The 23,911-nt window shown below is 40.2% G+C and carries 18 protein-coding genes; 6 read left to right on the top strand and 12 right to left on the bottom strand.

All coding sequences use genetic code 11. The annotated features are described in order from the left end of the window. Window positions 1-49: 49 nt before the first annotated feature. The 4 genes from V7K76_RS07110 to V7K76_RS07095 form a co-directional block, all read right to left on the bottom strand. The gene (locus tag V7K76_RS07110; protein ID WP_334778362.1) at window positions 50-607 is read right to left on the bottom strand and encodes a Uma2 family endonuclease; all 558 of its coding nucleotides are present in this window, start codon (window positions 605-607) and stop codon (window positions 50-52) included. Window positions 608-639: 32 nt separating this feature from the next. Then, window positions 640-1,608, bottom strand: a complete 969-nt coding sequence (locus V7K76_RS07105; RefSeq protein ID WP_334778361.1) for a PrsW family intramembrane metalloprotease — start codon at window positions 1,606-1,608, stop codon at window positions 640-642. Beyond that, entirely contained in the window at window positions 1,601-2,524 is a 924-nt protein-coding gene (locus tag V7K76_RS07100; protein WP_334778360.1) for a class I SAM-dependent methyltransferase, read from the bottom strand. Before V7K76_RS07100 ends, V7K76_RS07105 begins: the two co-directional genes overlap by 8 nt. A gap of 193 nt (window positions 2,525-2,717) precedes the next feature. Continuing rightward, window positions 2,718-4,397 (bottom strand): DUF3352 domain-containing protein, encoded by a 1,680-nt coding sequence (locus V7K76_RS07095; RefSeq protein ID WP_334778359.1) that lies wholly within the window; start codon window positions 4,395-4,397, stop codon window positions 2,718-2,720. A 550-nt stretch (window positions 4,398-4,947) separates the two neighbouring features. Here V7K76_RS07095 and V7K76_RS07090 point away from each other — a divergent pair. From V7K76_RS07090 to glmM, 6 genes are all read left to right on the top strand, one after another. Next, entirely contained in the window at window positions 4,948-7,560 is a 2,613-nt protein-coding gene (locus V7K76_RS07090; protein ID WP_334778358.1) for a M1 family metallopeptidase, read from the top strand. Window positions 7,561-8,082: 522 nt separating this feature from the next. After that, complete coding sequence (locus tag V7K76_RS07085; RefSeq protein WP_334778357.1) at window positions 8,083-9,807, top strand: ABC1 kinase family protein; 1,725 nt, start codon at window positions 8,083-8,085, stop codon at window positions 9,805-9,807. A 29-nt stretch (window positions 9,808-9,836) separates the two neighbouring features. Continuing rightward, window positions 9,837-10,211 (top strand): hypothetical protein, encoded by a 375-nt coding sequence (locus V7K76_RS07080; protein WP_334694888.1) that lies wholly within the window; start codon window positions 9,837-9,839, stop codon window positions 10,209-10,211. A gap of 452 nt (window positions 10,212-10,663) precedes the next feature. After that, window positions 10,664-11,494 (top strand): PIG-L deacetylase family protein, encoded by an 831-nt coding sequence (locus V7K76_RS07075; protein ID WP_334778356.1) that lies wholly within the window; start codon window positions 10,664-10,666, stop codon window positions 11,492-11,494. 306 nt (window positions 11,495-11,800) lie between these two features. Further along, window positions 11,801-12,661: a hypothetical protein gene (locus V7K76_RS07070; protein ID WP_335029735.1), complete on the top strand. Its 861-nt coding sequence runs from the start codon at window positions 11,801-11,803 to the stop codon at window positions 12,659-12,661. A gap of 60 nt (window positions 12,662-12,721) precedes the next feature. Further along, window positions 12,722-14,194, top strand: a complete 1,473-nt coding sequence (gene glmM, locus V7K76_RS07065) for a phosphoglucosamine mutase (protein ID WP_334778354.1) — start codon at window positions 12,722-12,724, stop codon at window positions 14,192-14,194. Between the two features lie 22 nt (window positions 14,195-14,216). On the opposite strand, the gene V7K76_RS07060 is transcribed toward glmM, so the two are convergent. The 8 genes from V7K76_RS07060 to V7K76_RS07025 all read right to left on the bottom strand — a co-directional run bounded on the left by V7K76_RS07060 (window position 14,217) and on the right by V7K76_RS07025 (window position 23,897). Next, window positions 14,217-15,254 (bottom strand): Npun_R2821/Npun_R2822 family protein, encoded by a 1,038-nt coding sequence (locus tag V7K76_RS07060; protein WP_334778353.1) that lies wholly within the window; start codon window positions 15,252-15,254, stop codon window positions 14,217-14,219. Window positions 15,255-15,271: 17 nt separating this feature from the next. Continuing rightward, window positions 15,272-16,162, bottom strand: coding sequence for an Npun_R2821/Npun_R2822 family protein (locus tag V7K76_RS07055; protein WP_334778352.1), 891 nt, complete (start codon window positions 16,160-16,162; stop codon window positions 15,272-15,274). Window positions 16,163-16,165: 3 nt separating this feature from the next. Further along, complete coding sequence (locus tag V7K76_RS07050) at window positions 16,166-17,146, bottom strand: Npun_R2821/Npun_R2822 family protein (RefSeq protein ID WP_334778351.1); 981 nt, start codon at window positions 17,144-17,146, stop codon at window positions 16,166-16,168. Between the two features lie 3 nt (window positions 17,147-17,149). Next, entirely contained in the window at window positions 17,150-18,109 is a 960-nt protein-coding gene (locus V7K76_RS07045; RefSeq protein WP_334778350.1) for a glycosyltransferase family 10 domain-containing protein, read from the bottom strand. A 118-nt stretch (window positions 18,110-18,227) separates the two neighbouring features. Continuing rightward, on the bottom strand, window positions 18,228-19,460 hold the full coding sequence (locus tag V7K76_RS07040; protein ID WP_334778349.1) for a glycosyltransferase: 1,233 nt from the start codon (window positions 19,458-19,460) through the stop codon (window positions 18,228-18,230). Then, the gene (locus tag V7K76_RS07035; RefSeq protein WP_334778348.1) at window positions 19,453-21,702 is read right to left on the bottom strand and encodes an ABC transporter ATP-binding protein; all 2,250 of its coding nucleotides are present in this window, start codon (window positions 21,700-21,702) and stop codon (window positions 19,453-19,455) included. The genes V7K76_RS07040 and V7K76_RS07035 overlap by 8 nt, the downstream gene beginning before the upstream one ends. Before the next feature lie 159 nt (window positions 21,703-21,861). Next, entirely contained in the window at window positions 21,862-23,028 is a 1,167-nt protein-coding gene (locus V7K76_RS07030) for a glycosyltransferase family 4 protein (protein WP_334778347.1), read from the bottom strand. A gap of 29 nt (window positions 23,029-23,057) precedes the next feature. Further along, the gene (locus tag V7K76_RS07025; RefSeq protein WP_334778346.1) at window positions 23,058-23,897 is read right to left on the bottom strand and encodes a putative nucleotide-diphospho-sugar transferase; all 840 of its coding nucleotides are present in this window, start codon (window positions 23,895-23,897) and stop codon (window positions 23,058-23,060) included. Between the last annotated feature and the right edge of the window lie 14 nt (window positions 23,898-23,911).

Genomic DNA, 23,911 nt, shown 5'->3' with positions numbered 1-23,911 from the left:
GGCATTGGTTATTAATCATTTTCCCAACTCCCGCACTCCAAATGCCCAGCTAAAAAAGTTTACTAACTAAGCAGTTAAAACCAGGTAATAAAGGACTTGTCAATTCATCTTGACTAAATAAAGTAGCTGCTAACTTTAATGCAGCCTGTTCACGTCGATAAACCTCAACTTTCTTCTGTATAGAATCGCAAATCCAATATTCTTGAACCCCTTGCACCGAGTACAGCTTTAGCTTTGTTTCCCTGTCACGTTTCTCGTTTTTTTCGCCAGGTGAGAGAACTTCTACAACTAACTCTGGTGCGCCCGTAAGGTGTCCAGCTTCATCTAGCAAGTTTTTTAACCGTTCATGACTTGCCCATACCACATCAGGGATCACATTGTCCGAATCTGAGAAAATAATTCCAGGTGCGATCGCAGCTTTACCTAAACCAGTTTCATCTGACCAATTGTTAAGAACTGTAACAATATTGCCACAACTAGATTGATGATCCCAGCTAGGTGATTTAGTCACAAATAGCTCTCCATCAATAATCTCATAGCGATTTTTGCGATCGCTAGCAAATAGCTCTAGGTCAGCAGTCGTCCAACGCACTGGAGTTGTTTGCATAGAAACCCCCTAGCATTTTCTTAAATCATATTTTAAAAATACCGACGGCGGGCGGAATGTCGCAAATAGCGATAAATGCCCCAAGCTAAAACTCCAAAAAAGAGATTTAGTAAAAAGCGACTAACTATAAACCACAAAATATCACTGTCAAAAAGCTTTGACGGACTCAAAGGGCTAACAGTCCTGGCTAAGAGAAACAGACCAAAAATAGCATTTCCACCAAGCACGAGAGCAAACAAGACTAAACTTCTCTGCCAGTAACGGCGCTGAGGTATACGGTCTGAAATCAGGGTAATTACAGGTTTACCTTGCGCTTTTCGCAGTAATTGTTCTAGTCGCCAAAACATCCACAACAGAAACGGAAATAAACCATAACTCAGGAAATGTAGGGGTAGTGAGTAACGCCAAGCACTAGATAAGACATTAACTAGGGCATGGCAGATTACAGAATTTAGCCAAGCCCTAAAAATAAACTTCTTGTCTCGATTTAACCGAGTATTAGAGGAAATATAAATTCCTAAAGCATATCCCCAAGGAGCAGAGAACATGGCATGGACTGGCGTGCCAATAGTCCGGTCAAGAATTGATGCGGTATCGTGGAAAAGGTAAATCCAGTTCTCTTCGGCAGTAAATCCAAGGGCAACGGCGATGGTGAAGAGGAAAACCGTCGAGTGAAGTAATCGATATTTGCGTTGCAGATAGTAGGTTGGGATAACAACCGCAGCTAACTTGCAGCCTTCTTCAATTGTGCCTACTTCCACAAGCTGCCGCAAGGCTATACCAGGAAGCCAACGTTTGAGCTGTTGCCAGTCTCCAAAATAGTTCGCTACAGTTTCAAAAACCCATTCGAGGCTAAGGGCTAAGATCCCAGATATTGCCCCGATGATAAAGAACATCAGTAACTTTAACAGAGGTGGGGCAAATGGCACCCGATAGTAGTAGTAGCCTAGCAGCAGCAAGGGTGGTATTACTGCCCACAACACTAGAGATAAATCAACCACTCACCTGAGCAATCACTGTACGGTGACGGTGGGTGTTGTTGGTGATAGTGGGAGTTTGGAAACCCGCCTCAACAATAGCCTGCTCAATATCCAAAGCGAAATATTCATCTAAATACGGTTCAGTACTTTTGAGCAAAGTCAAAATGTAGGCTGGCATTTTCTTGTAAACTTCAGATTTGGGATTCATATCCATGATTGCCAAGTAGCCACCTGGACGCAGCAAGCGCCGCATTTCAGCTAAAATTTGTCGGGTTGGCGATTGGGGTAATTCGTGGCACATCAGGAAAATGGAAACTAAATCAAAAGAGGCATCAGGTAGCCCAGTAGATTCCGCTTGGGCGTGAAGCCAGTTAATTTTAGCTTGACGTTGCCCAGCGCGGTAATTGGCAACGGCTAAGAAGTAAGGAGATAAATCCAAGCCTGTAATTTTGGCATGAGGATAAACTGCTTGTAAGGCAAAACTACTCAAGCCAACACTACACCCGACATCTAAGATATCTTGCGGCTCATTGGGAATCTGATTTTTCAGGATATTGTGGTAACTCTGGCGCAGCATAGGATCGCCTTGGGCTTCTTCAGCATCCTGCCAAATCTTCGCGTGGACAGCGTAAGCAGCAGGTTCTACCTCAAAAGCGGCTTGCCAACTGAGATTTCCGGTTTCGTAGGCATGAAATGAGGTGACGTAGTAATCGGGGTAGGAAAGCTGAGGATTTTCTACTTGAGCGAGATCGTTCTTCCAATCAAGCGCCTGTAGTGTTTTGACTTCTTGCGTCCAAGGCACACCAATTCTTTCGGCACGTTTAATCATCATTTGTCTAGCTTGATGCTTGGCTAGGTTAGCTAAAGGCTGGATTGCCAGTATGCCATTTACCAAGCGGGAAGCTAAACCAGGATTAGTGTTTACAGCAGCAGTCATAAATCAGTTTGCATTTAAGAGCCTTTTCTACTTATGACATAGTTGCTGGAGGCCAGTCTAGATGCAAATTGAAAAACATTCTGGGGATTGGGGACTGGGGGAGCAAGAATTTTAGATTTTAGATTTTGGATTTTAGATTGAAATTTAATCCAAAATCTAAAATTTAAAATCCAAAATTGAATTGCCCAATACCCTATTTTGCCGTAGGCTTGAGAGCTAACAACATCTCTAATTGACTGGTAGATTTATCGGGGCTATTGGCGGTAAAACCAAGGCCACGAATAGAACTCAGGATGGTGACGGTATCGGCGCTAGATGATACAAAACTATTGATCAGGGGCACAGTTTTAGTTTTATCCATATCCAGGTAGAAATAGCCGCCGTTGGGCTTTTGCAAAGAACCAGTAACGGCCTTGAAGGTGTCGCTAGTATCAAGGGATGGATTTTTACGATCGCTAACTGCGTCAGCAATTGGCCCACCAAGAGCTACAAATACAGTATTTTGATCTAGCCAACCATGTGCCAATAAAGCTCCTTGTCGGGGGATTTGCCATTCAGTTACGTCTTTACCACCGATATTTCTATTGGCGACGTTGATTTGTTGAGTTTTGGCAAGAGTATCCAATTTTGTCAAGGTGGCTTCGGCAGTTTTGCGATCGCTAGTATCAAATACTAAAGCACCGCCAAAACCAACACTCGCTAACACCCCTTGATTTGACGGAATCGCACCAAGAGCGAATTCCCCATTCATCCAGCCAAAAATATCCTTATCCAGGTCAATATTCACGAGTTTCAGTTGTCCTCGCGCTTGTTCCAGAGCTTGCTTCATTTCTGGATAATCTTTTGACTGTTCTACTAGCGTTTCCCAGCTACGGCTGATGCCATTACCGCTAATCAGAGCAAAGGTATTAGTCGGAAATTGCCCGATTATATTCCCAGGACTTGATTGATACTGAAATTTATTTAATTGCGGGTCTAAATTAGCGATCGCTTTTACCCGCACTCCCGCATCATCAACACCAATACCTGCTACCACAGATTTTATCTGCTTTAGTTGCGTCAAGGTTTGTGGGGGTAATTGCTTTGCCTGCGGATTTGCAGCTACTAATTGCTGTACCATCCCAGCATAGTCTGGTACATAAATTTGGGCAAGGCTGTTTTTGACATCCACTCCTTTAAGAATGCTGCTAGCACCTTCTTTACTCGCGAAAGAAGACTGTCCTTTAAAGGTATCAATTGCTTTTTCTATAGCTTGCTTTTCGGGGGCTAATACCAGCTGACTATTATTTAAAACTACGCTATACGTCGGCTTGCCATTTTGGGTAGTTTCGACAATTTTTTCACCTTGATAGTCAGATTCTTGTAATTTCACCCCTTTTTGTGACTTCAATTTGTTAGCAAAATTCAACGCGCTGAGTTTGTCCTTGATTCCCACCACTATCAGGATATTTGCTTCCTGCTGTAAATTTGCTGGTACATTAGGTGCCCCAGAGGGCACATTTAACTGTGCCGGTTTTACAGGATTTGGTGGCAGTACAGCAATCATCACACCACCAGCCCAAGGCTTGATGTCTTTTTCATAAGAAACGTTACTATCACTGAACATTTTCTTATTGAAATCTTCCAGACCTTTCGCCACTAATTTTTGTGCTTCTGGAGTGCCAAACTGCTGTAATTTGGCCCAAGCTTCAGGGTCAGTAGTAATATAAGTTGCTATCAATGCTGTTGAAGGTACTACCTTAGCACTACCTAGAGCATCTGAACTACCTCCCGATGGGCCGCCTTTAAAATACGTATAAGCTAATATACTTCCTACTACAACTACAGCAGCACCAACAGCAGGAATGAGAAATTTTGATTTACTTTCAGGCATTTTATTATCCTCTTTTGCTCAGATTGTCACCGAGATTTATACAAGTGTCATTGTAGAGTTTTCGGATTTATTAATATTTTCCGCACATTGATCGGTATTTACTGATAAAATTAGTAGTCCTATAAGTTAGCAGTCTAAGAATTACTCTCAAAAATAATTCCAAGAGATGATGAGCAAATCCGCAAATGAGATGCCGTTCCTCTCAAACAAAATAGCCTGATTAGTAGCAGCAAGCTATCCTAAGTTATAAGAATAATTAGGAGTATTTGTACTTAATGAGAATTTATCGAGGTGCAAGAGACTCTTGACTCAATGACAAAAAAGTGCAGAATATCAGGAAAAATAAATGCGGTAGGGATATGGAAAAATTCCCAGGATCGCTAGCCGATCTTCGGAAGTTCGGGTGAGATTCATTTCAATCCCCCAATCCCCAAGGTGAATTCTCACCTCCATAATGCCCTATTGATTTGGGAAATATAGACACCGCTATTTAGCTTAACAACATCCAACCAAGCCAGACTTTTCAGGATTACAAGGTCAGTAAGGATCAATGTCGAAGTCTTATTTTGATACAGATAATAACGGACACAAACCTTTTGAGTTACCGGGAGCAAGACCACACTACAACCCCGATCGCCCCGGACAGGTAGAGCATATATTTCTCGATCTCAGTTTGAATATTCCTAAGCAAAGCTATCAGGGCAGCTGTAGCATTCGCCTCTTACCAATCCGTAATGGCATTGATCGTTTAACTTTGGATGCCGTCAACCTGAATATCGAGTCTGTGCAGGTGGACGAAGTGCCACAAAATTTTGACTATGACGGGGAACAGCTTTCTATTCAACTTTCTGAGGCGACCCAGGTTGGTAAACGCTTGCTGATTGCGATCGCTTACTCCGTAGCAAAACCGCAACGCGGTATTTACTTTATCCAACCAGACAAGCACTACCCAAACAAGCCTACTCAAGTTTGGACTCAGGGAGAAGACGAAGACTCTCGCTTTTGGTTTCCCTGTTTTGACTATCCAGGACAACTGTCTACTTCGGAAATTCGTGTCCGCGTTCCCAACCCTCTCGTGGCGATTTCCAACGGCGAATTAATTGACACCACAGAAGATGGTGATTACAAAATCTATCATTGGTCACAGCAACAAGTTCATCCTACCTACTTGATGACTTTAGCAGTAGGTGATTTTGCTGAAATTCGGGATGAGTGGAAGGGTAAACCAGTGACCTACTATGTAGAAAAGGGACGGGAGGAAGATGCTAAACGCAGCATGGAAAAAACTCCCCGGATGATCGAATTTTTGAGTCAAAAGTATGGTTATCCCTACCCTTTCCCGAAATACGCCCAAGTTTGCGTCGATGACTTCATCTTTGGCGGCATGGAAAACACCTCCACAACCCTGTTAACAGATAGATGTTTGCTGGATGAACGCGCCGCCTTAGATAACCGCAACACCGAAGCTTTAGTCGTCCACGAACTCGCCCACCAATGGTTTGGTGATTTGGTGGTGATTAAGCATTGGTCTCATGCTTGGATTAAAGAAGGGATGGCTTCTTATTCTGAAGTAATGTGGACAGAACAGGAATATAGTCTCCCAGAAGCCGCTTACTATCGTTTATTGGAAGCTCGTCGTTACTTAAGTGAAGATAGCAGCCGTTATCGCCGGCCAATGGTAACGCACGTTTATCGAGAAGCTATTGAACTTTACGATCGCCACATCTATGAAAAAGGGTCTTGTGTTTATCACATGATTCGGGGCCAATTGGGAGATGAATTATTTTGGCAGGCAATTCAAACATTTGTCCAAGATAATGCCCACAAAACCGTAGAGACAATAGACTTACTCAGAGCGATTGAAAAAGCTACCGGACGTAATCTTTCGTTCCTCTTTGACCAATACGTTTATCGTGGTGGTCATCCCGATTTTAAAGTAGCTTACTCTTGGGATGGGGATGCCAATTTGGCAAAAATAACAGTAACTCAAACCCAAGCTGCTGACGGTAAAAATGGCAGTAAGGATTTGTTTGATTTAAAAATACCTATTGGTTTTGGCTATGTACAGCAAGATTCATCTGCCAAAGCCAGCACTTCATTTTCAGCACTCACTACTTTCACAGTGCGCGTGAATGAACGCGAACAAAGCTTCTATTTTCCCCTAGAAAATAAGCCCCAATTTATCAGCTTTGATGTTGGAAATAATTACCTAAAAACAGTAGCTTTAGAATATCCAATCGCGGAGTTAAAAGCACAGTTAGAATTTGATCCTGACCCAATTTCACGTATTTATGCAGCAACAGCTTTGGCGAAAAAAGGCGGCTTGGAAGCAATCATTGCACTGTCTAAGTCGCTCAAAAATGACCCATTGTGGGGTGTGCGTGTGGAAGTGGCGAAGCAACTAGCCAAAATCAATTTAGATCAAGCTTTTGATGCCTTAGTCGCTGGGTTAAAAGATAAAAATGCTTACGTGCGACGATCTGTAGTGGAAGCACTTAATCAAATCAAAACTGCTGAAAGCTATAAACTTTTGAGAGGAATCTTGCAAAAGGGCGATCCTAGCTATTATGTGGAAGCTGCTGCTTCTCGTGTAATTGGGGCGATCGCATCGGCAAACTTGGAAGACAAACCCAAGGAAGACAAGGTATTAAAGCTGCTGAAATCAGTTTTAGAAGAAAAAGCAGGTTGGAATGAAGTTGTGCGGAGTGGGGCGATCGCCGGTTTAGCTGAATTCAAAACCTCAGAAGCAGCTTTAAATCTACTCATCGAATACACCAAACTCGGTGTACCACAACCCCTACGTTTAGCGACAATTCGCGCTTTGGGCAAGATTTCTATAGGTCAAAGTCCGGCTAATTTGGAACGTATTTTAGAAAAATTAACAGAACTAGCCAAAGAAACCTTCTTTTTAACCCAAATAGCCGTAGCCGCAGCATTAGGACAAATGGAAACACCCAAAGCAGTGGGTATTTTGCGATCGCTAGCTGAACAAACAGCCGATGGGCGTGTACGTCGTTCTGCTGAAGAAGAAATTTCCAAGGTGCAAAAGAATATTGGTTCAGAAAAAACCCTGCGTCAATTGCGTGAAGATTTCGACCAACTCAAACAACAAAACCAGGAATTAAGAAGCCGTTTAGAAAACTTGGAGGCCAAATCTAAATAGCACTACATGATAATTAAAAGTAGCTAATTGGTAATTGGTAATTGGGGCGAAACCACTACCAATTACTAAATTTTTACTTAACGTTGTAATTTTTCTTGTGGACACACTGAATATTGTATTTTCCACTTAAATCGCAGGGTATAAATAAACATAATACCAAGATCCCCGACTTCTGTGAGAAGTCGGGGATCTTAATGTTGTAAGCGGTTACTGAGTTCTCATCTCTTCCTTCAATTTGCATACATAAGCAAATATCTATATTTATATAAAGGATAGTTAAGAAAAGATAAAATCGTCTAGAGGCTGGATAATTAGTTGTAGTTTTATAAAGTATAATTAAGAAAAAGATAAACAAATCTAGGCAGTATATAGATAGTAAAATTGCCTCGAACACTATCCCAAAAGGTAGAGTTCTAGTTGTTTTAGATAAAAAACTACCGCTATCCTGAACTTGCAACTAACTTGTGAGTCAAGAAAAAAACAATCATTGTAAATTTTTCAGTTGAAGAGGCAAAAAAAGGCGTGGGTCAGTATCAACCTACTCAGCTAAAACTCTATAATCCAGATGCGATCGCTCGCTACTATAGTTACCGTCCCTGGTTAGCCTGGGGGCGACTGCTGAGAATTATCTCCTCTTTTGCAGGATTTATATTCAATCTGAAGTGGGACGAATGGCAAGATCGAGTTGAGCAGAACAAGGGTAAACGAGCTATCCAATTGCGAGAACTGCTCACCAACCTCGGCCCGACTTTTATTAAAGTTGGTCAAGCCCTCTCTACCAGACCAGACCTCATACGCAAAGATTTCTTAGAAGAACTGATCAAGTTACAAGATCAGTTACCACCTTTCGATAATGCGATCGCTTACCAGATAATTGAAACTGAACTAGACCGCCCCATTCACGAAAGCTTTAGCGAACTCTCACCTAATCCAGTGGCGGCTGCTAGCTTGGGTCAAGTATACCGGGGTCGTCTAGTTAGCGGCGAAGAAGTCGCCGTAAAGGTGCAACGCCCCAACTTACACCCAGTAATCACACGCGACCTATATCTGATGCGTTGGGCGGCAAGCTGGCTAGCTCCTTGGTTGCCTTTAAATCTCGGCCATGACCTGACTTTAATTGTGGACGAGTTTGGCATAAAGTTATTTGAAGAAATTGACTATATTAATGAAGGCCGCAACGCCGAGAAATTTGCCAGTAACTTTCGCAACGACCTGCAAGTAAAAGTTCCAGGCATTTACTGGCGTTACACCAGTACTCATGTTTTAACCCTGGAATGGATTGATGGCTTTAAGCTGACGGATACTCAACACATCCGCGAAATAGGGTTAGACCCAGAGGCAATTATCCAAATTGGCGTTACATCAGGATTGCAACAGCTTTTAGAATATGGCTTCTTCCATGCTGACCCTCATCCTGGCAATTTGCTTGCCGTGCCTGATGGTCGTATGGCTTACATTGACTTCGGTATGATGGATCAGTTGGAAGAAGACACCAAAGAAACACTGGTGGATGCGCTAGTGCATTTGGTGAATAAAGACTACACCGACTTAGCCGAAGACTTTGTAAAATTAGGGTTTCTGACTCCAGACACGAATATTTGTCCGATAGTGCCAGCATTAGAAGCGGTGCTAGGAAACGCTATTGGTAAAAATGTCAAGGATTTTAACTTCAAAACTATTACCGATGAATTTTCGGAACTGATGTACGAATATCCTTTCCGAGTCCCGGCGAAGTTTGCTTTGATTATTCGTTCCCTGGTAACTCAAGAAGGTATTGCCCTGAGCCTCAACCCAGATTTCAAAATAGTGGAAGTGGGTTATCCCTACATAGCGCGGCGGTTGCTGACAGGCGAATCACCAGAATTACGGCGGCGGTTATTGAATGTATTGTTCAAAGATGGTAAATTTCAGTGGCAGCGATTAGAGAATTTAATTGCGATCGCACGTACAGATAACAACTTTGATGTATTGCCCACAGCCCAAATGGGGTTCCAATATTTAATGTCGGAAGAAGGCAAGTTTCTCCGGCGTCAGCTGGTTCTTGCTCTCACCGAAGATGACCGCCTCCACACCGAAGATGTCCAACGCCTGTGGAACCTGGTTAAAGATGACTTAAAACCAGATCGTTTATTCAATGTAGCGATCGGTATTTTAACAGAGTTATCCAGAGAAGGTGCCGCTGCTATCCTCCCAAAAGCGACATTACTTGGATCTTTTTCTGAAAACCAGTCAACAAATAAAAACTAAAAAATCTTTAATATAAATTAGGAGTTTTCATGTACTATTTCCCTGAGCAACCGCCTTATTTTCTCTTACTGGTTGGTTTTCTGACAGCATTAACATCTGGTTTAGCATTATCTGGCACTTTAAAATTAATTGTGCAGAAATGGCCAAGCCAGCGTACAGAAAATACTAAACCGCGTTCCTCACTGAAACAACTACTTGTACCATTTATCGGCATAACTGGCGGTACTTGCCTATTTCTCTCTTCAGGCTTAGAGATATTTGGCTTTCCCTCCTCTTTAGCTTTAGGAGTCGGTCTACCAATTAGTCTCTTTACTTGTTTATTAGTTTGGTTGCAGTTAGGAAGTATGATGACCTTTATAGAACGTGAAGGTATGCAATCTTTAGATTTAGATTCTTTTTCTTAGATTGATAACAATATGTTTAAGTTATTATTAACTGAACTGTCTTGAGAGTTTAGGATACTTCAGTAATATACGAATAGACCCAAATGCTCACCAGCTATGGTGAGCATTTATACTTTTGTGTAAGCATTCCTTAAGGCTTTGTAGAGATGCAATTATTCGCATATTAACATATTTTAGAGATTGTATAAATTTAGTAATTAGCTAAAAATAAGTACTATTACAGTAGTCAGTTTCCGCATTGTATATGTGAATATAGTGTTTGATTTAAATCGGAGGAAGCTGCATAATTCTGCTGTCTCTAAACCCCGAATTTCTTAGAAAGCTTGAAGAAACAGGGGTCAAAAACTGCCAAAATCTATATTGCACAAGAATTACAGCAGTTTCAAGTATGACCCCAAATCAAAACGATTATATACCGGAACAGTTCATATTTGACAATCATATCTGATGCTATGAAAATAAGATATCTTCTTCACCGCTTAAAGTTAGGTCTGCGTAACAAGTGGTGGTTGTTGAATTATAAATTTCGAGAACTACTGATTAAACTACAGTTCTATTGGCTCCTGTATCAAGGGAGTCAACAACTAAATATTAACCAGAAATCGGTAATTGTATTTTCTCCTCACCAAGATGATGAAGCACTAGGTTGTGGGGGTATGATTGCACTCAAGCGAGAACAAGGGATACCAATTAAAGTTGTTTTTGTTACAGATGGAGGAGGTTCTCACCGAGGTCATACCAAGATTTCACGTTCAGAAATTGTTCAAATTCGTAGAGAAGAAGCGCTAGCAGCTTTGAAAATTTTAGGAGTGGAATCAACAGATATTCACTTTCTTGATAAATGTGATGGCGCATTATCCAAAATGACAGAAACCGAACAACAGCGAACCATTGAAGAAATGGCCCAATTATTAGGTAGTTTTCAACCACAAGAGGTGTACGTTACTCACAAACAGGATCGCAGCCCAGATCATGAAATTACTTATCAATTGGTTAAAGCTGCTATTGCTAAAGCAGAAGTGACAGTAGAACTGTGGCAATATGCTATCTGGTTGCTTTGGAAGTCTTTATTATTTAGCAGCCTAAAGTTTGATGAATTGCTAGGCGCTCATCGAGTTGCAATTCATCAAGTGCAATCTAAGAAAAAGCAGGCTATTGAAATTTACCGTTCTCAATATTTACCTATAGATGCTGAATCGAGTGCCGTACTTCCCCCTGGTTTCCTCTGGAGGTTTTTCTTGCCTTATGAGGTTTTTTTCAAATCAGACTCCGGTCAAGAATAAAAAGGGAGCATCCCAATTTTGCAAAAACATGTTTGTCATTGCGAATGAAGCGACAGCGTAGTTAAGCAATCGCAAGATATGGGATTGCTTCACTCCACTACGTTGCGCTCGCAATGACAATTTGTAACCTGAATTTGATATAACTTGCACATTTGGGATGCTCCCGAATAAAAAGGGTTTGAATTTACCTTTACCCCTTACTTCTCCTTTTTTTTGAAAGGGAGTAGGGAGTGGGGAGTAGGAAAACTAAGCGGTTTAATTGAATTCTTTCACCTTTTCAAGGCTTTACTATAAAATCGTCCAAATATGAGTCAACAACAATTCTGCTTTTGTACTTTAGCATTAGGCAAAGTGTATCGGGCACTAGCTGGTTTATTAGCAAAAGACCTAGAACTCTATTCACCTAATACTGCTTTTATAATTCTCACCGATCAGCCTCAAGAGTTTAGCAAATATCCTCAAGTTTTAGCATTTCAGCATCAGCAGCAGGGTGTTAAGTGTTACCACGACAAAAAATTTGCCATTGCTAAGGCATTATCTCTATTTAATTCATGTATATTCATTGATTCAGATATGCGAATCTTAGCACCAGTGCCAGAAGATATGGAATGGCTTTTAGAGCCAGGGATAAGTGCTAGGGCTTGTATGGAAATGCCGAAAAAATTTGCCAAAGCTTTAACAAAAACTGACAAGAATTTTTTGAGAGAAATTGAAGTAATTAAAAAAGCTGCACAATTTTTAAATTTAGATCCAGAATGTGAAAATGTTACGTTCGTCCATGAATATTTGTTTTCTGTCACTAAGTCAACAGGAAAAGAAGTTGATTTTTTAGAAACATGGTCAATCCTTGCCAAATATTTTGAGCGAAATGGAGTTTATGAAGGCGAAGGTAATGCCATAGGTCTAGCTGCCTATAAAGCAGGGCTGCCAGTTAGATGGAGCGAGATGTCAGGTATTTCCTTTTTTAATAACAAAACCGAACTGATTAAAATTCAAAAGGGACAGTCAAACATGGATGAAATGTTGACGTATTTTGAAGAACACAAAAGAATTGCACATCCTAAACGCTCTATTCTAGAGAAAATTGTCTTTAAATTTAGCAAAGCCATAATGCATTTTTATAGAGCAATAAAGTACAGAATCGAATGGCAGGAAGAAAAGCTCTAAACTGTACAGAATAAGGAAATGGCAGAATTGAAAGTGTGACTGTGTGAAGTGTTTAAACTTATGGTTTCACCTATAACTCGAACTTCTGGTATTACTGGAGATTCTGCTTCTGATGCTAATGGATTGGGTAAAGGTATTGATAGTAGTTTTGCACTGAATTTAATCCCTTTACCAACAACTCCTTTGTTTGGCACAGATGGGATTCGCGGACGAATGGGAGAATTCCTGAGTGCGCCCTTAGCACTGCAAATCGGATTTTGGGCGGGTATTGTTTTGCGTAGCCATGCGAATCAAGTAGGGCCTGTCATTATGGGACAGGACTCCAGAAACTCCAGTGATATGCTAGCCATGTCCTTAAGTGCAGGGCTAACAGCAGCAGGATTAGAGGTTTGGTATTTGGGGTTATGTCCTACTCCTTGTGTTGCCTATCTCACCAGCATCTGCGATGCTGTCGGCGGAGTAATGATTTCTGCCAGCCACAACCCACCAGAGGATAACGGCATTAAAATTTTTGCTGCGAATGGTGCAAAGTTATCTCATGTATTGCAAGCAGAAATTGAAGCACGACTGCATGGCAATATTTCACCTACTACTAGTGTGAGTAATTACGGACGGCATTACTCACGTGTGGAGTTAGTCAGCCATTATGGTAAGGCGTTGCAAAAACCCTTAAATGATGCTGACAATCTTCAAGGAATGAAGATTGTTTTGGATTTAGCCTGGGGAGCAGCTGTTGGTATAGCACCAACAGTATTTATAGAAATGGGGGCAGAGGTGATTTGCCTACATAACAAAGCAGATGGCGATCGCATTAATGTTAACTGCGGTTCTACTCACCTAGATATTCTGCAAGCGGCGGTTATTGAACACAACGCCGACTTAGGCTTTGCCTTTGATGGCGATGCCGATCGCGTTTTAGCTGTAGACAATAGTGGCAGACAAGTCAATGGCGATCATATTCTCTACTTGTGGGGAAGCCATTTACAACAACAGCAACAATTGCCAGATAACCTCATTGTGTCCACTGTCATGGCCAACTTAGGTTTTGAGAAGGCATGGAAACAACAAGGCGGAAACTTAATTCGCACCGCAGTCGGCGATCAGTACATACAAGCAGAAATGTTGCGGACTGGAGGAATGTTAGGTGGCGAACAATCAGGTCATATTCTTTGCCATCATTACAGTATTACTGGCGATGGCTTGTTAACAGCCCTACATATAGCAGCATTGGTAAAAAAAGCGGGTGTTTCTTTAGCAGAATTAGTAGATCAAAGCTTTCAAACCTATCCACAATTATTGCGGAATGTACCAGTAGGAGACCGCGATCGCCGTTTAGGATGGAAAGATTGCCAACCCATACAAAAAGCGATCGCCCTTGCCGAAGCTGCGATGGGTGATTCTGGTAGGATTTTAGTTCGCGCCTCTGGCACAGAACCAGTAATCAGAGTTATGGTTGAAGCTGCCAATGCAGACCTTGCCAACCACTGGACAAATGAATTAGTTTCCCAAGTTCAGCAACATCTAATGGAGTAATTGGCATATTTTTGCTACGTTACTAGTAACCATTAATTCTATCCTTGAAGTTACGATACTTTAATTTAATATTGTTCACCCTTTGCTGAATAAAACTACTAGTAGACTTTTGAAAAAGCGTTATCTGGGTTGGGCGGATAAAACTTTGAGGACGTTTATCAGGTGATTTTAAATAGCGATAATATAAGAAAACATCGCGGTAAGGAATATCTACATCTTCCCCTCCACAAAGCCGCACAAAAGCTGAAGAAGATACACTCATATAGTGTATATAAGTCAGCCGCCGTCCTTGGTCGTAGAGGATATTATCTACCACATCAAATTGAGAACTCCAGTGATTACCAGTTGCCTGTTCGCAGTCATAAAAAGCAAAGTTATAATAAGAAATTCCACTTCTCAATACCATGTAGTTAAATAAAGATTGATCAGGCGCTAAAAAAGCCATGACATCAGCTTCACCCGCTGTTAACTTTTCAATTAATTCGGCTATGACAGTTGGAGAAAAAATATTTTTCTTAGTGGCAAACCAACCAGCACAAAATACTTTAGATTGCAAATTATCTGATTTAAAAACTTGCTGCATAAGCTCTGGTGAACCATCAAAAATAAATTTCAAATCAGACTTATACTGAAAATCATTGACTACCCAATCGTAATTATCTAATTTTTCATATACATAATCTACCGGCCCCATTAACAAGGTATCTGCATCAAAATAAATAAATCTATCAAAGGGACCATCCACAGCACAAAATTTCCGGTGCATTGGTAACTCATAGAGTTCTGGAAAGCCCCATTTTCGCCAAGTTTTTTGCGCTCTAGGATAATTTTGCCAGACCTGGGTTGCAAAGTTATCCCAGTAAGCTATGGAATCAGAGTCTTCAAATAAGGTGACATTATCTCTAGATGCAATCTCTGCCTTTACCTTGTCTAACTGCTCATTATATGGAATTACACAAACAGGAATTTTTCTACCAGCATTAGCTTCTATACTATTGAGCAAGGCAATTAATTGATCATAAACAACATCATTCGCTAGGATGTAAATGCCATCAATCATTGGGAGACTCCTAAATATTAAGTGCGGGCAACAACAAAGGGAAATAAACGGCGAGTCAGTTTGGGGATAAAAGCGAATTTACCCTCATGGAGATAGCGATAGTGTTCCCATAATTGCCAATAAGGACTTCCAGTTTTCATCCGTGTACCAGCCCAGTGGAGATATTTTAGTCTCTGTCCTCGGTCATAAAGGGCATATTCTCGCTGTTGGAAATTTTGCGAACCAGCCCAACTACCAGGGCCTCCCCCAGGAATTTTGACGAGATTTCCACGCTTGGCAATTAATTTGAGAACAAGATAATTTAAAATTGGTTGGTCTGTAACTCCTTCAGAAAAATCGAAATATTCGCGATGCGTTGCACACTCGCGCAAAGTTTCATCCATCTGTTGTTCAGTAATAATTCCTTTTCTCGAAGCCCAAAAACCGCTATTGAAAACATCTTGAAGTTGGGCATCGGAAAAAATTTGCTGCTCTTTCACAAATGGGGAAAAGATATTTCGCAGCTTGTCATTGGCATGATGGTAATCACAACAGAAGAAATCGACTTCTGAAAGTTTGTCTAAATTGTCGGCGATTTTTTCAAAAACGACAATATCCGTATCAATATAAATAAATTCATCTAATGGCCCAAACCACGCTACCAATTTACGCATTTTGTTGGGTAAGGCGAGGAAATCGCGATCAAAAATTTCTCCGATGCGTTTGGTAAATGTATCAATAAGTTCTAAATCTGGAAAAACTTGGACGTTGTGTAAGGTAGCAAGCTGTTCTGCTACCTTGTGATAATTGTCATTAAAAGGTATGAGATAAACGGTAACTTCTTGGTCATAGTAACGAATGCTATTAAGTAAAGCAATAGCATTATCGATAACCCGATCATTGGCAACTATATAAATGCCCCTACTCATAAATTATCCTTGGTTAATTAACTTAAGTTTTCGCAAAGCTCTTGTAAGTAAATTTGTTACTGGAGCGTCATTATAACTTCTAGGAGGATTTATAAATACTGGACGCTTCTCTGGCTCATGCAGGTAACGATAATAGAGAAATAAATCTCGATAGGGAAAATCAATATTTTCTCCAGCGCACACTGCTTGATTAATATTAGGAGGAATACCAATGTAATGAAGGTAGGTTAGTCGATTACCTTTGTCATAAAGAAGGTGTTCTCGTTCTTCAAAGTGCTTAGATGTGGCAGAACATCCCGTCTTTTCATGATCTGGTAGTTGGCGAGCAAAATTATAAATAGCAAGATTAGACCTCATTACCATGTAGTTGAGCAGTGGTTGTTCACCAGCACCACCATACAAAATTTCTGCCTCTCCATTTTTTAAATAGGATATTAGTAAATCTCTTTGTTGTGAGTTAAATATTCCGCGTTTTGCGCCATAGAAACCTGAGCAAAATATTTCGGAATCGATGCGTTTTTGCTCAAAAGTTTCTAGTAATTTTGGAGAATTAACATTATATATTTTGCTAACGTCTTTAAATTGGAAATCGTAGACAACAAAATCATAAGTATCTAGCTTTTCAAACACTGTTGCTAGTGAGTTCATCACCAAGGTGTCTGCATCCAAATAAATAAACTTATCGAATGGCCCATCAAAGGCACAAAAACGACGATGAGCGCCATACAACCGTGATTTACTCCGATTCAATCGTTCTGGTGCTGCTGAGAGCATAAATTGATCCCAACGGTTGATTGATTCTTGATTATCGTAAAGAAATACATTAGGGCGTTTAGCTATTTCATCAGCAATTTGCTGTGTCCGATCGTCGAAAGGATAGATACAAACGGGAGTTTCCGTCCCCAAAATAACATCAATACTGTTGAGCAAAGCTACCAGCTGATCGAAAACATAATCATTGCCAAGGGTACAAATACCATTCATAATTTATGAGTGTTGATCGACAAAGTTTGACAACCAGTTAAGCAGGTTTAGTTTATGTAAGATAATTTGACGTGCTTCTGCGATCGCATCTTTGGCAGCATACCAAGCATCAGGTGTAGCTGTCACTTCTTTGATGTAAGCAATGCCTTTTTCATCTAAACTGGGCAATCTTAAAAAACTACCCGGTGGCAATAATTTATTAGCTGCCGGTCCGCCATAATAAATTGGCAAACACCAAGCAAGCAAACTATCCCAAAGTTTCTCACTTACATACCAATTATTATCAGCATAGTTTTCAATTGCCAGATTGTAATAGTATGGTGCCATGCCATACCATTTGTTACCTAGCTCTCCCGATTTATTCGCCCATCCTGGTAAGTTACGCCCATACAAATCAAACTTAATACCACTAGATTGTAGTGACTGCAAAAAATCTAAACGCTCACGATGTTTAGCAGTGCGGCTAATTCCTGAAGTAATCCAACTACATGGAGCAACCTTTTGGGGAGGTGGCATTTCATTCAAATCTTGAAATGAATTTGAGTGATACCAAATAGCAGGCATATAGTCTGGGGTGGGAGCAAAATCATCGGGGCCAGAAATGTAGCCGCAATACTTCTGTGATTGCTGATAATTATAATTAGTTATTTCTACAATTTCATCTAAAGGCGGTTCTCGTAGTAAATAAATAATCCGCTCTTTATTCAAGCCGCGCAGTAAAGAATCAATATTAACTACTGGTTTTTGCTGGCGTTTGCGAAAACTATCTAACCAAGATTTTTGTGGCAATGCTTGGGGAAAATCAAATTGATACATTAGCAGAAAATCTGGTTTTGCTGCTAGTGCTTGCATTTGTATATTGCCCCAAGTTCCAAATTGATGCGGGGTTTGTTGCCATAGCCAATCGGCTCTAGTTTCTAAACCTCGATAGCTGCTAATCATTCCGACAGTTGTAATAGTCATTTTAGTTATTAGTCATTAGTCATTAGTCATTAGTCATTTGTCATTTGTCATTTGTCATTAGTTATTTGTCATTAGTCATTTGTCATTAGTTATTTTACTTAACCTCCCTCATTCTTACTTATGCAAGAATTGGAGGAAGTAGAGATTTATCAACATAACTAAGGATTTTTGCCGCTCGATTTTCCCAAGAAAACTGCTTGACAAACTCGATACTGTCTGGATAACCCTCTATTTTTCTAGGATGAGTTTCTAAAACCCGCTTCAGATTTTCGGTAAATTTGCTGGGGTTATCTGGTTCACACCAAGCAGCGATCGCTTGGGTATCTTGAAACTCAACTAATGATGGAATCTCCGTCGAGACAATGGGAGTTCCAGAAGCGAAGTAGTCAAACAGCTTTAAAGGAGATGTAAAACTTGCCGCTTTTCCCGAACAATGGGGATGAGCTAAAACATCGGCTGCTTGTAGCAAAGATGCTAACTCATGATGCAAAATATATCCCAAAAATTTAATATTATTAACCTGCTTTTCTTTTACCAATTGCTGATAATATTCAACTTCTGTTGGCTTACCACCTGCACAGGCAAATTGCACGTTAGGCATTTCTTGAGCTACATCAATTAGTACATCAATCCCTTTAAATTGCTGTAGCGCTCCCGCATAAACTACCAACTTTTGGCTGTCGTTTTGCAAGAGTTTTTGACGCCATTCTGCTGCTTTTTCTGGTTGTCTCTCCATAAATAAGCGATTAAAACCATTGTGTAGCTTAATCACTTTTTCTGGTGGCATCCCATTTTTAATCATACTTTCGCGGATGGTGTCTACAACGGTGACAGCAATTTGTAATAGCGGATTTGCAACAATTTCTGGCTCAAATGGCTTGTCTTCGTGGTGGTGATGTTCGTAAATTGCAGGAACGCCATTTTTAATGGCAGCTTTGACAAAATTCCAGTTGCGACTATGGACAAGTTTAGTAGTTGGAAGTATGTGAAACGGTAAATAATACTTGCTGGCAATGGTGTTAGAGTCAGTAAATTTGCTCCGAAAATGGTCAATGGGCCAAGGCATCGGTAAGGGAGCAACTTTTAATTTGTCATGGAGATTGTAATACTTAATAAGTTCTGTGGGTGTTTGTCTCGGTTGAAAAGGACGAACTAGATTAACTAGATTAACTAGATTAATTGCTTTTGATCCTTTATCTGGGTACACCAAAACTGTTGAGTATCCCAAGTTGGCGGCGGCGTTAGCTGCATTTGTAGACTGTACTAGATGAGCCTCTGGCTGCGGTAACTCTTCACTGATGAAAAAAATATAGTGTTTTTTAAAATTAGGATTTTTCAGAGTTTTAAACATTAATATTATCCTCAAACTTTCCTAAACCATCGAGCAGATATATAGCAGATTCATAACTTTCAGTAATTAATTCATTTTGTTCTTCTGTGGTGTATGTCAAATTATCAGCTAGAGAGCGGAGAGAACTAAGGATGAGGTTAAGATAAGTCCGAAACTCAACGGACATTTGATTAAAAACTTGATAATGTTTACTGATAACATTTTGATTTTGGTCAGAGATTGAGAACATTTGCCCCCGGATTTGCAAGTTAATAACATCCTCAAAAACATCAATGGTATTGAGAATTCTCAAGGCTGATTTATAAGAGTCTTCAATTAATTCGTGCCGTTCCTGGGAATCGTCTACTAAATCATCAAGTAATAAACGTAGGAATCCAATCATCGAGTTCATCTGCGTCCGAATTTCGTGAGAGATCCGGAGCAAGCTTTGATTGTGTTTGGCAGCAGTTTCAGGACGTTCTGCAAATTGCATTGAGTACAAACGTGAGTAGTAGCCACCCTTTTGTAAAAGTTCTTCATGGGTTCCGATTTCTACTACCTGTCCTTGATCTAATACGGCTATTTGATGAGCTTTTTGGACTGTGGAAAGGCGGTGAGCAATTACTAGGGTGGTGCGATCGCGACTTAGATCGTCGAGTGCAGCCTGTACTAAGCGTTCGGAAACCGTATCTAAAGCGCTGGTAGCTTCATCTAAAATCAGAATTTCGGGATTTTGCAGGAGGGCGCGGGCGATCGCTAATCTTTGCCTTTGTCCACCAGATAACATGACGCCGCGATCGCCAATTAAGGTTTCAAATTCCTGAGGCAATTTGCTAATAAACTCATAAGCATTTGCCCGCTTGGCTGCCGTCAGAACTTCATCATCACTAGCCTCTGCTCGCCCATAAGCGATGTTATTTCGCACCGAGTCATTAAAAAGAAAGGTATCTTGACTAACAATTCCCATCCGCTTTCGCAGGGATACAAGATCGAATTCCCGCAAATCGATGCCGTCAATGCTAATACTGCCAGCGATCGGATCGTAGAATCTGGGCAAAAGGTCGGCCAAAGTCGATTTACCAGCACCCGAACCACCTACTAATGCTAAGGTCGTGCCATGCGGTAAATATAAACTCACATCTTTGAGTACCAACTTCTCATGACCAGGGTAGGCAAAGCAAAGAGAATTAAAAGATACTCCCTCTTTTAATTTTGTATAGGGAAGCTTCCCTTTGCCCATGAACGGCTTATCGTGCAGGCTTAAAAACTCATTGGCAGCATCCACACTAGCGGCACTACTGGCAAAGTTGCTGCGAATCGTATTTAACTGAGAAATCAATGGTAGTACTCGCAGCAGCACTAATAAATATGTCAGAAGTACGGTAGAAAGAGAAGAAACTTGGTTAGCAAAGAAGGTTTTACTCAAAAGTACAATCAGCAGTATAGCTGTAATACCCATCACCTCACTCAGGGGTGTAATCGCTTCCGAATTGACCTGAGATTGGAAATCTGCTGATTCGCGATCGCGAATTAATTTTTTAATCCGTTGATATTCTTTTTCTTCATTTCCCGTTGCCTTTACCAGTCGAATTCCATTGAGGGTTTCTAGTATAGAGATTGAGTATGCTCTAGACATCTCACTCAGCTGCTTCCCAAAAGTTTTAGACCGAGAAATCGCATATTGATTTATTAACGTCACTAACGATAGCAAAAGTGTCGCAATAATTGTCAACTGCCAAGATATTGACAGCAATAAACCAACAAAAACTAAAATTGTGATTCCCACAATAACTAGCTTGACCGTACTACTGATAGCACCAGCAGCCCGGCCAACTTCTCCACCAAGACGGTTGATTAAATCACCAACCTTTGTCTTGGCATAATAATCTATATCAACATCTAATAATAGCCTTAAGCCATTTTCGCGCATATCTGATGTCAGCTTTCGGCTTAAAGAGCTTGATGCTAAGGAACTGCCATAAGTAGCTAAGTTCTTTAAAATAATTGTGAAAATAATCGCTCCAGCCATTACTCCTACTTGGTAAGGCTCTGGAGTATTATCAAAGGGAGACATAATCTTTTTTAAGATGGGGGGAGCCGTACTTAAATCTATTTGTTGCCCCACAATTTTTAAAACCACTGGCACAATTAAAGCTGTGCTGATCCCATTAAATAAAGCTCCAGAAAATCCTAACAATATTGTTAGTAAAATCAACCCTGGATATGGTTTAGCGAATCTTAATAGTAGTTTCCTGGTAGACATTGGATATTTTTATGACACTTTTACTTATTAATATTATTCACAAAATTACTTGCCAAATAAAGCTAATGATCAAATAAATACGGGACTGGGTACTGGGTACTGGGTACTAGAAAAAAATATGATTAAGATTTGGTTGGGTTCCTAATCCCTAATCAAGATTCACAACTGAGAAATTACTAACTTGAGGGTGGAAGCCATCGCTTCTATGCTATAGTGTTCTACACACCTTTCTCTTGCCTTGATACCTTGCTGGTTTGCTGACTCTAAATTCTGAAAAATTAATTTAATTTGTTCAGCAAGTTGTTCAGGAGAAGCCGGTTCGACTAAATAACCAGTATCACCTAAAATTTTGGGAATATCTCCAACACGCGTTGATAATACAGGTTTAGCCATTGCCATTCCATCTGTCAACTTCAGGGGAAATTGAGCGCGAGTTTCTGGAGTATTTCGTTGGGGAACAACTACAATATGAGCCGCTGCTACTAAATCAGGCATAACATCAGCTGGATACTTTGGTAATTTGATAATCCAGCGTCCCCACTTTTGTTGGAGTTGTTGATCGTAATCATCATAGGGACTACCACCTACAATCACTAGTCTTAAGTCTGGTTGATTAATTTTATCCAGTGCCATGAGAACATCTTCTAGACCTTTGTAGGGTCTTGGCGCACCAGGAAACATTAAAATACGATATTCAGATAAACCATAACGACTTCTACTAGACTCAGCATCATATTGAGTGGGGTCAAATAAAGAGGTATCCTTGCCATTGGGAACAAATATACCGCCAAAACGTTGGTGCAAAAATTCAGTATGTACTGTCACTACATTAGCTTGATTGACTAAGCCTTCCATCCATTTCAAGTACAAAGGATGATTAGGTAATCTCAAAACACCGTCCTTTTTAAGGAAGTCTTTCGCTAGTTGTTTGAGTGTGGGACGATATTTCCATTCATCGCCTCCATACCAGCTAAGTTCCCAATCATCGATGTCTAAAATTACTGGTCGGCGAGTGTATAGTTTCTTTAGTAGTGCTACTCCAAAACTAGCTGGTTGAGGTTTAATTGCATAAATAATATCTCCATCAATATGTTTTAAAATTTTACCTACAGATTTAAGAAAATTTGGATAATTAATACCTTCTACAGCGTATACTTCAGCTTCTAAGGGAATCGCTCCGTACAACTCATTACCAAATAAGAAGCCCAAAATTTTTACTTCGTATCCCAACTGAGTCAACGCTGCTTTTAACAACGAGGCACGAATGAAACCATCATTAGTAGATAAATTCCAAACAAGCAACGATACCTTTAATCGCTTTTTCATAAATGCTAATTTTCCTACTTATGAATGCATTATTTCTTACGCCAAGGATTTGTAACTTGATTTGGTAAAAAAACTTGAGCGAATCTGTCAAAAGTCCTTGTATATAAGGAACGAGTAATATCTTTAGCATATTGGGGTCGATAAGGATAGGTACAGTGAAGAACTTTAATTTTATCTTGAATATCATAATCCTCTTCCCACTTACTAAGATAATTATAGGTGGGTGGTAGTATTTTTTTATGAGGTTGTACAGATGCGATCGCAGATGCAAAAGCCCCTTGATCTTTTAGAAGCAATTTATCTTGATTGTTTTTGACAATCTCAAAATAACGTTGAAATTCTTCAAAGAATATCTTGGTTACTTCTGTTTTACGAAAAGCCATAAAACCGCCATTATACTGGACACTATCTGCTTGTAATGGTAAACCTACAGATTGCAGAATTTGCAAAACATTTGGTAAAAGTTCTTCTTGATTTCCACGCAGTAAATTTGTAGCTTTTAGAATAGAAGGTTGCACATCTTCAGTTAACAGAAAATCATATTCATTTAAATACTTAAATACATCGTTGATATCAGAAAGTAAGCAAATATCTGAATCGAGGTAAATCGTTTTATCAAACTCCGAGGCTGCATATAAAGCTAGTTTGGCTTGCCTAGATGCTAAAACAGTATTTTCATTTGTAGGGGCCGGCTTTAAAATTACATTTTTGAAAGCCTTTAATAACGGATACAGAACTACCGGAACTTGGTCAATTAAAATAATTATTGGCTCTTGATGAAATCTCCTAATAGCCGCTAAAAAATGAATACAATCTTGAAAAGAGTAAAGTCCGGTTAAAATCGTAATAAATCCTCTTGTTGAATTCATAAAATTGCTCACAT

Source organism: Nostoc sp., from assembly GCF_036917975.1.
GTDB lineage: Bacteria > Cyanobacteriota > Cyanobacteriia > Cyanobacteriales > Nostocaceae > Nostoc.
This window is presented reverse-complemented; position numbering and strand designations above follow the sequence as displayed.

Excerpts from the sequence above, each read along its gene's own strand:
- V7K76_RS07050 (WP_334778351.1), bottom strand. The coding sequence starts at position 17,146 with ATGAATGGTATTTGTACCCTTGGCAATGATTATGTTTTCGATCAGCTG.
- V7K76_RS07055 (WP_334778352.1), bottom strand. The coding sequence starts at position 16,162 with ATGAGTAGGGGCATTTATATAGTTGCCAATGATCGGGTTATCGATAAT.
- V7K76_RS07080 (WP_334694888.1), top strand. The coding sequence starts at position 9,837 with ATGTACTATTTCCCTGAGCAACCGCCTTATTTTCTCTTACTGGTTGGT.
- V7K76_RS07100 (WP_334778360.1), bottom strand. The coding sequence starts at position 2,524 with ATGACTGCTGCTGTAAACACTAATCCTGGTTTAGCTTCCCGCTTGGTA.
- V7K76_RS07030 (WP_334778347.1), bottom strand. The coding sequence starts at position 23,028 with ATGAAAAAGCGATTAAAGGTATCGTTGCTTGTTTGGAATTTATCTACT.
- V7K76_RS07060 (WP_334778353.1), bottom strand. The coding sequence starts at position 15,254 with ATGATTGATGGCATTTACATCCTAGCGAATGATGTTGTTTATGATCAA.
- V7K76_RS07075 (WP_334778356.1), top strand. The coding sequence starts at position 10,664 with ATGAAAATAAGATATCTTCTTCACCGCTTAAAGTTAGGTCTGCGTAAC.
- V7K76_RS07095 (WP_334778359.1), bottom strand. The coding sequence starts at position 4,397 with ATGCCTGAAAGTAAATCAAAATTTCTCATTCCTGCTGTTGGTGCTGCT.
- V7K76_RS07110 (WP_334778362.1), bottom strand. The coding sequence starts at position 607 with ATGCAAACAACTCCAGTGCGTTGGACGACTGCTGACCTAGAGCTATTT.
- V7K76_RS07045 (WP_334778350.1), bottom strand. The coding sequence starts at position 18,109 with ATGACTATTACAACTGTCGGAATGATTAGCAGCTATCGAGGTTTAGAA.
- V7K76_RS07025 (WP_334778346.1), bottom strand. The coding sequence starts at position 23,897 with ATGAATTCAACAAGAGGATTTATTACGATTTTAACCGGACTTTACTCT.
- V7K76_RS07070 (WP_335029735.1), top strand. The coding sequence starts at position 11,801 with ATGAGTCAACAACAATTCTGCTTTTGTACTTTAGCATTAGGCAAAGTG.
- V7K76_RS07090 (WP_334778358.1), top strand. The coding sequence starts at position 4,948 with ATGTCGAAGTCTTATTTTGATACAGATAATAACGGACACAAACCTTTT.
- V7K76_RS07035 (WP_334778348.1), bottom strand. The coding sequence starts at position 21,702 with ATGTCTACCAGGAAACTACTATTAAGATTCGCTAAACCATATCCAGGG.
- V7K76_RS07040 (WP_334778349.1), bottom strand. The coding sequence starts at position 19,460 with ATGTTTAAAACTCTGAAAAATCCTAATTTTAAAAAACACTATATTTTT.
- glmM (WP_334778354.1), top strand. The coding sequence starts at position 12,722 with ATGGTTTCACCTATAACTCGAACTTCTGGTATTACTGGAGATTCTGCT.